This is a genomic window from Streptomyces sp. ID05-39B (assembly GCF_033794725.1).
GTDB lineage: Bacteria > Actinomycetota > Actinomycetes > Streptomycetales > Streptomycetaceae > Streptomyces > Streptomyces bobili.
On the sequence record NZ_JARGEF010000262.1, the window covers coordinates 1 to 10,695 of the forward strand.

Sequence of the window (10,695 nt, forward strand, 5' to 3'; positions counted from 1 at the left end):
ACGGGGCACCGGAGGGCGTACCGGGGGCCGAACCGCCCGCCGGAGCGGCGCCGTTGGCCGGGCCGCCGCCCGGGGCGCCCTTGGCGGGCGCTCCGGCCTTGCGCGGGGCGAACCAGTCGCTCGGCATCTTCTCCTCGGCCGTCGCGTGGTCGCCGGGTGCCTCGGCGGTGCCGTCGGCTCCCGGGCGCCCGGTGCCTCCCGTGGCGGGCGCGGCTCCGGCGGGGCCGGTGCCCTGCGCCTCCGTGGTGCCGTCGTCGGCCGCGGGATCCGCGTCGGCGACGGGCGTGCGCACGACGACCGGCGGAATCGGCCGCGAACCGGGGATGTTGATCCGGATCCGGGTCGTCAGCGTGGTCTCGGTCTTGCGTTCCTCCGGCCGTGCGGCCGAACGGCCCGTGTCCGGGCCGCCGTCGGACACCATCGGGGTGCCGTAGGGCGGCGTGCCCGAGGGGTATGCGGCTCCGCCGCGCCCGTTGGACCCGTTGGGCCCGGAGGACGGACTGTCAGTTTCACGACTCAAGGCAGGTTCTCCAGGTTGGCTCCGCCGCCCGCCACGACCTCACGGGCAGCTCGGCGGCGCGCACCACCATACTGGCCACTTCTGGCCGGTATCCCATGACCGCCGTGGAAACCATCACGGGACTCGCACGCCCGCGCCACGGCGAAGTGGTACGTCACTTGCCAAGTCGGACCCCGTCGCCGACCGGTTGCCGCCCCCCGCCGATGGTGGCGCAGATCACAGCGAGTGCCATGCCGCCGAGCAGGAAGAGGTAGGAACCGCTTCCCGCGCCGAACAGGAAGTCGCCTTCCGGGCGGCCCCCGGTGAGCAGGACGACGGCGGTCATCCAGCCGGCGGCGGGCGCGACGGCCCCGGCCCGGCTGTTGAGGGCCCGCGCCCCGCCGAGGAACAGTCCGGCGGCGCCCGTGAGCGCGAGCAGCAGCCCGCCGGGGAACCAGCCGGCCTGGAGGAGCGCCCCGGCCAGCGCGGTGAGCGCGCCGAGCAGCAGGAGCCCGAGCCAGGCGGCGATCCGTCCGGCGGGGGGCCGCTGGAGGGGCTGGGCGAGCAGGGAACCCTGGTCGGGCATCAGAGGGCCTCCTCGATGCCGGCGAACAGGTCGGTCTCCCGCTGCTGGGGCCGCTGTCCGCGGACGAGTTCGTAGTACTCGGTGGTGAAGAGGGGCTGGGCCAGCTCGTTGGAGAGCGCGAAGTGGCGCTCCCCGGGGGCGACCTCGATCTGGGTGGCGTGCGCGCGCATGGCGGCGGCCTTGGCCGCGGCGTACGCGCTGCCGTCGATCTCCGTGGTGATGCTCTCGTCGTCGACGACGCCGGGTACGTCGTCGATCTCGGCGCTCTTGGAGAAGGGCAGGCCGGGCAGTTCCTCCCGGAGCCGGGCGAAGGCGGCCGCGGCGACGGAACGCGGGACCCGGTTCCAGTAGACCTTGGGGACGCTCCAGCCGGCCTCCGCCGCCAGCTCCACGGCCCGCATGGCGACGCGGTGGGCCTGGATGTGGTCGGGATGGCCGTAGCCGCCGTGGCCGTCGTAGGTGACGAGGACCTGGGGACGCAGGGCGAGGATCACCTCGACGAGGGGTCCGGCGGCGGCGTCGATGTCGGCCTGCCAGAAGCAGGCGGGGTCGTCGTTGTCGGGCAGGCCCATCATTCCGGAGTCGGCGTAGCGTCCGGCCCCGCCGAGCAACCGGAAGTCCTGGACGCCGAGTTCCCCCATGGCGGCGGTGAGTTCGTGCAGGCGGCACTCGCCCAGGGCAGCACCGGTGAGGTGCCGCAGGTGCGGCGGGATGACCTCGCCGCGCTCACCGAGGGTGCAGGTGACCAGGGCCACCTGGACGCCCTCGGCCGCGTACCTGGCCATGGTCGCGCCGTTGTTGATCGACTCGTCGTCGGGGTGCGCGTGCACCAGCAGCAGACGCCGGGCTGGCAGTTCCGTCATGGGGCAACCCTACGAGGCAGGCATGCATCTGCGCCCGAGGGGCAGGCGAGAAGACGGACGCGGGCTCGGCCGCCCGGTCAGAACTTGATGCTGCCGATCATGCTCGCCACGCTCGTCGTCAGGTCGCTGATGGTGGGTGCGATCGTCGAGGAGGCGAGATAGAAGCCGAGCAGGATGCAGACAACAGCGTGACCACCCTTCAGTCCAGACTTCTTGATCAACAAGAAGACGATGATCGCCAGCAGCACCACCGCCGAAATCGAGAGTGCCACGGCGGCTCACCTCCAAGAACCCGAGTACGTGGGGGAATGACAGAGCTAGGGAACCTGTAAATCCATACAACAGCCAGCAGGTTCATACCCACACAGCGCTAGTGATCATAACTATGAGTGCGTGCGCATCTCTCGGCGCACGGCCGCACAAGGGGGCGCATGGCCAATATGGTCGGGGGATGACGACCGAGTCCGACTCCTTCCCCCGCCGGCACGCCCGGACCCAGCGGTTCACGCTCGGCGTGCCACGTTCGTTCACCGTGGCGCCCGACGGCTCACGCGTGGCGTTCTTGCGGTCCCTGGCCGGTGACGACCGCAGCAACGCGCTGTGGGTGCTCGATCCGGCGGACGGCCGGGAGCGCGTGGCCGCGGACCCGCGTGTCCTCCTCGGCGGCGCCTCGGAGGACCTCTCGCCCGAGGAGCTGGCGCGCCGCGAGCGCAGCCGGGAGGGTGGCGCCGGGATCGTCGGGTACGCCACCGACGCGGCCGTCGAACTGGCGTCTTTCGCCCTGTCGGGGCGGCTTTTCACGGCGGAGCTGCGGGCCGGTACGGCGCGTGGGATCCGCGTTCCCGGGCCGGTGATCGACCCCCGTCCGTCACCCGACGGGCGGCTCGTCGCGTACGTCGCGCGGGGCGGCCTGCGGGTCGTGGGCGCCGAGGGCGAGGGCGATGTGGCGCTGGCCGAGCCGGAATCGGATTCGGTTTCGTACGGATTGGCCGAGTTCATCGCGGCGGAGGAAATGGGCCGTTCGCGGGGGTTCTGGTGGTCTCCGGAGTCGGACCGGCTGCTGGTGGCCCGCGTGGACGACACGCCGGTGCGGCGGTGGTGGATCTCCGATCCGTCCCAGCCGGAACGTGACCCACAACACGTCCCCTATCCGGCCGCCGGGACGCCCAACGCGGACGTACGGCTGTACCTGTTCGGCCTCGACGGGGCGCGCACGGAGGTCGTCTGGGACCGGGCGCGCTATCCGTATCTGGCGCGAGTGCACTGGTCAGCGGCGGGTGCCCCGCTGCTGCTCGTACAGGCGCGCGACCAGCGCAGTCAGCTGTTCCTGGCCGTCGACACCGAGTCCGGGGCGACCCGGATGGTGCACGCCGACGAAGATCCGATTTGGCTTGATCTTTTCCCTGGCGTGCCCTGTTGGAGCCCCTCGGGACAGCTGGTCCGGATCGCCGACGAGGGCGGTGCCCGGGTCCTCGCGGTCGGCGAACGTCCGCTGACCGGAGCCCAGTTGCACGTCCGGGCGGTGCTGGACGTGACGGCCGACGACGTGCTGGTCTCGGCCTCGGCCGGCGAGTCGGCGGAGAGCCCCGAGATCGGCGAGGTGCACGTCTACCGCGTCAACGAACTCGGCATGGAGCGCCTGTCCGACGAGCCCGGCGTGCACTCGGCGGTACGGGCCGGGGGTGTGACCGTCCTGGTCTCGGCGGCCCTGGACCGGCCCGGGAGCCGGGCGCGGGTACTGCGGGACGGGAAGGCGACAGCCACTGTCCGGTCGTATGCGGAGGATCCGGGCCTCTCCCCCCGCGTGAAGCTCACTCAGGGGGGCGCACGGCGAATCCCGTGCGCCGTGCTTATGCCTAGGGACTACCCCGGTGACACCTCACTCCCGGTCCTGCTGGACCCCTACGGCGGCCCGCACGGGCCCCGTGTGCTCGCCGCGCACAACGCGCACCTGACCTCGCAGTGGTTCGCCGACCAGGGGTTCGCGGTGGTCGTCGCCGACGGACGGGGCACACCGGGGCGCTCACCGGCCTGGGAGAAGGCGATCAAGGACGATCTGGCGGCCGTCGTGCTCCAGGACCAGGTCGACGCGCTCCAGGCGCTCGCCGCCGACTTCCCGCTCGATCTGAGCCGGGTCGCGATCCGCGGTTGGTCCTTCGGCGGTTACCTGGCGGCCCTCGCGGTACTGCGCCGCCCGGACGTGTTCCACGCGGCGGTGGTCGGCGCCCCGGTCACCGACCTGCGCCTGTACGACACGCACTACCAGGAGCGCTATCTCGGAGACCCTGGACAGCAGCCGGAGGTCTACCGGCGGAACTCACTGGTGGACGACGCGGGACTGGTCGACCCCGCGGAGCCGGCCCGCCCGATGATGATCATCCACGGCCTGGCGGACGACAACGTGGTGGTCGCCCACTCCCTGCGGCTGTCCTCGGCCCTGCTCGCCGCCGGCCGCCCGCACGAGGTCCTGCCCCTGGCCGGCGTGACCCACATGACCCCCCAGGAGACGGTCGCCGAGAACCTGCTCCGCCTCCAGATGGACTTCCTCCGCCGCGCTCTGGGCCTGCCCGAGCAGCAACACCCCACAGAGCACAACAACCATTGATTGAGGAACCACGACGAAGCACCAACCAGGTCCGCGAGAGCGGCGCCGGTTCAGGCGCAAGAGGGGCAGCACCAACCAGGTCCGCGAGAGCGGCGCCGGTTCAGGCGCAGAAACGGGCAACGGGCCGGGAGACATGGCGCTCCCGGCCCGTTTACGGCACCCGCACGGCCGTACGCTGTTCAGACTGACGCGTCCGTATATCGGAATCGGGTCGGCCAAGTTGCCTGCGTGTTAACGCGATTGTGGCTCAAATGCGCCCCTATGCCCGCTCGTTTCCATGATCTTCCCGGGGTTCCTCGGGCGGGACCACCTGCTTCTCCTCCGCGAAATGGCAGGCCGAGTCGTGGGCGGCTGGGCCGCCGGTGTGGCGGAACTCGGCGGGGACGGCGAGGGCGGGCACCTCCAGGGCGCACCGGTCCTGGGCCTTCCAGCAGCGGGTGCGGAAGCGGCAGCCGGACGGGATGTTCGTCGGGGAGGGCACGTCTCCGAAGAGGATGATCCGCTCCCGGTGCTCGCGCGCCTCCGGGTCCGGCACGGGCACCGCGGAGAGCAGCGCCTGGGTGTACGGGTGTGTGGGGTGCTCGTAGATCTCGGCGTCGCGGCCGGTCTCCACGATCCGGCCGAGGTACATCACGGCGACCCGGTCGGAGATGTGCCGGACGATCGACAGGTCGTGCGCGATGAAGATGTACGAGAGGTCGAACTCGCTCTGGAGGTTCGCCATCAGGTTGATGACCTGCGCCTGCACGGACACGTCGAGCGCGGACACGGGTTCGTCGGCGACGATCACCTCCGGGCGCAGGGCGAGCCCCCGCGCGATGCCGATGCGCTGCCGCTGGCCGCCGGAGAACTGGTGCGGGTAGCGGTTGATGTACTCGGGGTTGAGCCCGACCACGTCCAGCAGGTCCTGGACCTTCTTGCGCCGGTCCCCCTTGGGCGCCACCTCGGGATGGATCTCGTACGGCTCCCCGATGATGTCGCCCACCGTCATACGGGGGTTGAGGGAGGTGTACGGGTCCTGGAAGACCATCTGGATGTTGCGGCGTACGGCCCGCAGGGCCCGGCCGGAGAGCTTGGTGACGTCCTCGCCCTTGTAGCGGATCCGCCCGGCCGTCGGCTTCTCCAGGTTGACCAGCATCTTGGCGACCGTGGACTTGCCACAGCCCGACTCCCCCACGATGCCGAGGGTCTCGCCGCGGCTGAGGGTGAAGTCGACGCCGTCGACGGCCTTGACCGCGCCGACCTGCTTCCTGAACACGACGCCCCGGGTGAGCGGGTAGTGCTTGACGAGCCCGGTCACCTCCAGGATCGGCTCGGTCGGGGAGGCGACCGGTGCGGCCGGTGTGGCTGAGGTACTAGCCATGCAGGCACTCCCTCCAGAAGTGGCAGGCGCTGCCCCGCTCCTCGTCCACCTCGTACAGGGGTGGCTCGTCGGTGCGGCACACGTCCTGGGCCATCGGGCAGCGCGGGTGGAAGGCGCAGCCGGGCGGGATGTGCATGAGGTTGGGCGGCAGGCCCTTGATGGCGTACAGCTCCTCGCCCTTCTGGTCCAGGCGCGGGATGGAGTCGAGCAGGCCGCGGGTGTACGGGTGGGCGGGGGCCTTGTAGATGTCGTGGACGGGCGCCGACTCCACGATGCGGCCCGCGTACATCACGGCGATGCGGTCGGCGACGTCGGCGACCACACCGAGGTCGTGGGTGATCAGGATGAGGCCCATGTGCAGTTCGCGCTGCAACTCCGCGAGCAGTTCCATGACCTGGGCCTGGACGGTGACGTCGAGGGCGGTGGTCGGCTCGTCGGCGATGATCAGCTTGGGTTCCAGGGCCATCGCCATCGCGATCATGATGCGCTGGCGCATACCGCCGGAGAACTGGTGCGGGTACTGGCGGACCCGCTCCTTCGCGGCCGGGATGCGGACCCGGTCCATCAGCTCCACGGCCCTGGCGCGCGCGTCCTTCCTCGACATGCCGCGGTGCACCACGAACATCTCGCCGAGCTGGTCGCCCACGGAGAGCACGGGGTTGAGGGAGGACAGCGCGTCCTGGAAGATCATCGCCATCTCGGCGCCCCGGACCTTGCGGCGCTCGTCCTCCTTGAGCGTCAGCAGGTCCCGGCCCTGGAAGAGGATCTCGCCGCCGGTGATCCGGCCGGGCGGGATGTCGAGGATGCCCATGACGGCCTGGGCGGTGACGGACTTGCCGGAGCCGGACTCGCCGAGCACGGCGAGGGTCTCGCCGGCGTCGACGCCGTAGGTGACGCCGTTGACGGCCTTGGCGACCCCGTCGCGGGTGCGGAACTCCACGTGCAGGTCGCGCACTTCGAGCAGCATCGGCACGTCACCTCAGCTTCGGGTCGAGGGCGTCGCGCACCGCGTCGCCGAGCATGATGAACGCCAGCACGGTGAGTGCCAGGGCGCCGGAGGGCCACAGCAGCGCGTGCGGGGCGTTGCGGATGTACGGCGAGGCGGCGGAGATGTCGATGCCCCAGGAGACGGTCGGCGGCTTCAGGCCGACGCCGAGGTAGGACAGGGTGGCCTCCAGCGAGATGTACGTGCCGAGCGCGATGGTCGCCACGACGATCACCGGGGCGACGGCGTTGGGCGTGATGTGCCGCAGCAGCATGCGGGAGTTGGAGGCGCCGAGCGCCCGCGCGGCCTGGACGTAGTCGTTCTGCTTGGCGGTGATGACCGAGCCGCGGGCGATGCGGGAGATCTGCGGCCAGCCGAGCAGCACCATGAACCCGATGACGGGCCAGACGGTGTTGCTGGTCACCACGGAGAGCAGGACCAGGCCGCCGAGGACGACGGGGATCGCGAAGAAGATGTCGGTGATCCGGGAGAGGACCGAGTCCCACACCCCGCCGAAGAATCCGGCGAGTCCGCCGAGGACGCTGCCGAACAGCGCGACGCCGAGCGTGGCCAGGACGCCGACCGTGACGGACGTACGGGCGCCGTAGACGGTACGGGTGTACACGTTGCAGCCCTGGCCGTCGTAGCCGAACGGGGCGCCCGGCTGGGAGCCTTCCTGGGCCTTGGCGAGGTCGCACTTGAGGGGGGAGCCGGAGGCGATCGCCGAGGGCCACAGGGAGATGAACACCAGGAAGAGGATGACCAGGCCGGAGATGATGAAGACGGGGTTGCGGCGCAGGTCGCGCCAGGCGTCCGACCACAGGGAGCGGGCCCTCTCCGGCCTGCCGGTGCCGTCCGGGCCGACCGGGGGCTCCTCCAGGGTCTCGCCCTCCGAGGTGGCGAGGTCCATCGCGCCTCCCATACCCGTCGCGGCGACGGCGCCGTCCTCCGGGACGCGGCTCCCGCCGGAGGGGTACGGCTCCGGCGGCATCGGTTCAGGCATAGCGGATCCTCGGGTCGAGTACGGCGTACAGGAGGTCCACCAGCAGGTTGGCCACCAGGAAGACCAGGACCAGGACGGTCACGAAGCCGACGACGGTCTGGGTGTTCTGGCGGAGGATGCCCTGGTAGAGCTGGAAGCCGACGCCGTGGATGTTGAAGATGCGCTCGGTGACGATCGCGCCGCCCATCAGGGCCCCGATGTCGGTCCCGATGAAGGTGACGACCGGGATGAGCGAGTTGCGCAGCAGATGGCGGGTGACGACGCGACGCCTCGGCAGGCCCTTGGCGATGGCCGTACGGACGTAGTCGGACCGTTTGTTCTCCGCGATGGACGTGCGGGTCAGGCGGGTGACGTAGGCCAGTGAGACGCTCGCCAGGACCAGGCCCGGCACGATCAGCTCGCCGAAGGTGGCGTCCGAGGACACGGAGGGTTTGATCCAGCCCCATTGGACGCCGAGCAGCAGCTGGAGCAGCAGGCCGGTGACGAAGGTGGGGACGGAGATCACCACGAGGGTGACCAGCAGGACGCCGCTGTCGACGGGGCGGCCGCGGCGCAGGCCGGTGATGACCCCGAGGGTGATGCCGATGACGATCTCGAAGATGATCGCGACGATCGTCAGCCGGATGGTGACCGGGAACGCCGACGCCATCAGTTCGGTGACCGGCTGGCCGTTGAACGCCGTCCCGAAGTCACCGGTGAAGACGTTCCCCATGTAGGTCAGGTACTGCTGCCAGACCGGCTTGTCGAGGCCGAACTCCTTCTCCAGCTGGGCGGCGGTGGCGGGGTCGCACTGCCGGTCGCCGCAGAGACCGGCGATGGGGTCGCCCATCACGTTGACCATCAGGAAGATCAGCAGCGTGGCTCCGATGAACACCGGGATCATCTGGAGGAGACGCCGGATCACATACCGCCCCATCGCGGATCAGCTGACCTTGATCTCGTTGTAGACCGGGACGGAGAACGGGTTGAGCTTGACGTTCGACAGACGCTCCGAGTAGCCGGCGCTGCCGTTCTGGTACCAGAGCGGGATGGCTCCCATGTTGTCCCGCAGCACCCCCTCGGCCTGCTGGAACGTTTCGACGGCCTTGGCGATGTCGCTCTCGGCGTTGGCCTTGTCGACGAGGTCGTCGAACTCCTTGTTGGACCACTTGCCGTCGTTGGAGGAGGCGTTGGTGTAGTAGAGCGGCTGGAGGAAGTTCTGGATGAGGGGGTAGTCCATCTGCCACCCCGCCCGGAACGGGCCGCTCATCTTCCGGTCGGTGATCTGGCCGCGGAAGTCGGCGAAGGTGCCGACCGGGTTGCCGACGCAGGCCTTGTCGTTGTCCAGGGCGTTGTTGATGGAGTTGCAGACGGCGTCGACCCACTGCTTGTGGGAGCCGGTGTCCGCGTTGTACGTGATCTTGACCTGGCCGCCGGGGAGGCCGCCGCCCTCCTGGATGAGCTTCTTGGCCGCCGCCGGGTCGTAGTCGCAGGCGTCGCCGCACAGGCCTTCCTTGAAGCCGCCCTCCTCGCCGAGCACCGGGGAGGTCCAGTCGGTGGCGGGGGTGCGGGTCTTCTGGAAGATCGTCTCGGTGATCTGCTCGCGGTTGATGGCGCGGGACAGGCCGGTGCGGACCTTGTCGGAGCCGCTCTTGTTCCAGTTCTGGTCGTAGAACGGGAAGGCGAGGGTCTGGATGATGCCGGCGGGGGTGTTGAGATAGCGGTCCCCGAGGTCGTTCTTGACGTTCTTGAGCTGGGCCGCCGGCACGTCGTCGACCAGGTCCAGGTTGCCGGCGAGGAGGTCGGTGTAGGCGGTGTTGTTGTCGGTGTAGACCTTCAGGTCCACGCCGCCGTTCTCCGCCGCGTCGTCGCCGGGGTACTCCTCCCACTTGCGCAGGCTCATCTGGGAGCCCTTGGCGTAGGAGTCGATGGCGTAGGGGCCGTTGCCGACCGGCTTGGACAGCCAGCCCGCGTGATCGGTGAAGAAGGCCTGGGGCAGCGGGGCGTAGGCGGGGTAACCGAGGGTGTCGGGGAAGGTCGAGAACTTCTGGCTGAGCTTGACCGTGAAGGTCTTGTCATCGACGAGCTTCAGCCCGGAGAGGGTGTCGGAGGTCTGCTTGCTGCCGTCCTCCGGGTGGGTCTTGTCGTAGCCCTCGATGTAGCCGTAGAAGTAGGCGTTCTTCTGGTTGTTCCTCAGGCTGGCGCCGTAGTTCCAGGCGTCGACGAAGGACTTGGCGGTGACCTTCTCGCCGTTGCTGAAGGTCCAGCCGTCCTTGACGGTGATGGTGAAGTTCTGCGAGTCCGAGGTCTCGATCTTCTCGGCGAGCATGTCCTCGGCCTCGCCGGTCTCCGGGTTGTACTTCTTCAGGCTCCGGAAGATCATGTCGAGGACCTTGCCGCCCTGCACCTCGTTGGTGTTGGCCGGCTCCAGCGGGTTCTGCGGGTCTCCCCACGAGGAGCTGAGCACCGCGCCGCTGTCGCCCCCACTGTCGCCCCCGCCCCCGCAGGCCGTCGCCACGAGGGCTACGGCCGCAGCGCATGCGGCCCACTTGGCGTGCGTGGCTCCACGCATGGATGCCTCCTCTTGACCGCGCTTCACCTGAGCGCTGTGCCGTCGGTGTCGACGTCCGTATCGACGGACTGATCCTTTATCGGCCAATATCAAGGCAAAAGGTGCATGGCGCACACGCGCGCCACCCGTCCGGGTGTCGAAACTCCGGGAACCGTGGGCGGACGGCGGCAGCGGGGGAACCTCACCGGCTGCGGCGTGCCGCGCGCACCGGGGGCGCGGAGGGGCGGGCCCCACCCGACG

At 69.9% G+C, this 10,695-nt stretch carries 9 protein-coding genes and 1 pseudogene; 1 reads left to right on the forward strand and 9 read right to left on the reverse strand.

Features of this window, described 5'->3' with window-relative positions:
- The 4 genes and pseudogenes from P1P75_RS34940 to P1P75_RS34955 form a co-directional block, all read right to left on the reverse strand.
- Window positions 1-520: pseudogene (locus P1P75_RS34940) on the reverse strand (hypothetical protein); the annotation flags it as partial.
- A gap of 154 nt (window positions 521-674) precedes the next feature.
- Window positions 675-1,085, reverse strand: a complete 411-nt coding sequence (locus P1P75_RS34945; RefSeq protein ID WP_319263083.1) for a DUF6113 family protein — start codon at window positions 1,083-1,085, stop codon at window positions 675-677.
- Window positions 1,085-1,948, reverse strand: a complete 864-nt coding sequence (mshB, locus tag P1P75_RS34950; RefSeq protein ID WP_319263085.1) for an N-acetyl-1-D-myo-inositol-2-amino-2-deoxy-alpha-D-glucopyranoside deacetylase — start codon at window positions 1,946-1,948, stop codon at window positions 1,085-1,087. The genes P1P75_RS34945 and mshB overlap by 1 nt, the downstream gene beginning before the upstream one ends.
- Before the next feature lie 77 nt (window positions 1,949-2,025).
- The gene (locus tag P1P75_RS34955) at window positions 2,026-2,220 is read right to left on the reverse strand and encodes a hypothetical protein (RefSeq protein WP_073498771.1); all 195 of its coding nucleotides are present in this window, start codon (window positions 2,218-2,220) and stop codon (window positions 2,026-2,028) included.
- 179 nt (window positions 2,221-2,399) lie between these two features.
- Between P1P75_RS34955 and P1P75_RS34960 the strand changes: the two genes are divergently transcribed.
- A complete protein-coding gene (locus P1P75_RS34960; RefSeq protein ID WP_319263087.1) occupies window positions 2,400-4,553 on the forward strand; it encodes a prolyl oligopeptidase family serine peptidase in 2,154 nt (717 codons plus the stop codon).
- Window positions 4,554-4,812: 259 nt separating this feature from the next.
- Here the strand turns inward: P1P75_RS34960 and P1P75_RS34965 are convergent, their stop codons facing one another.
- The 5 genes from P1P75_RS34965 to P1P75_RS34985 are packed head-to-tail and all read right to left on the reverse strand — an operon-like array spanning window position 4,813 to window position 10,455.
- Complete coding sequence (locus tag P1P75_RS34965) at window positions 4,813-5,916, reverse strand: dipeptide ABC transporter ATP-binding protein (protein ID WP_319263090.1); 1,104 nt, start codon at window positions 5,914-5,916, stop codon at window positions 4,813-4,815.
- On the reverse strand, window positions 5,909-6,883 hold the full coding sequence (locus tag P1P75_RS34970) for an ABC transporter ATP-binding protein (protein WP_319263092.1): 975 nt from the start codon (window positions 6,881-6,883) through the stop codon (window positions 5,909-5,911). The genes P1P75_RS34965 and P1P75_RS34970 overlap by 8 nt, the downstream gene beginning before the upstream one ends.
- Window positions 6,884-6,890: 7 nt before the next feature.
- On the reverse strand, window positions 6,891-7,904 hold the full coding sequence (locus P1P75_RS34975; RefSeq protein ID WP_319263094.1) for an ABC transporter permease: 1,014 nt from the start codon (window positions 7,902-7,904) through the stop codon (window positions 6,891-6,893).
- Complete coding sequence (locus P1P75_RS34980; RefSeq protein ID WP_319263096.1) at window positions 7,897-8,820, reverse strand: ABC transporter permease; 924 nt, start codon at window positions 8,818-8,820, stop codon at window positions 7,897-7,899. Before P1P75_RS34980 ends, P1P75_RS34975 begins: the two co-directional genes overlap by 8 nt.
- A 6-nt stretch (window positions 8,821-8,826) precedes the next feature.
- A complete protein-coding gene (locus P1P75_RS34985; RefSeq protein ID WP_319263098.1) occupies window positions 8,827-10,455 on the reverse strand; it encodes an ABC transporter substrate-binding protein in 1,629 nt (542 codons plus the stop codon).
- Between the last annotated feature and the right edge of the window lie 240 nt (window positions 10,456-10,695).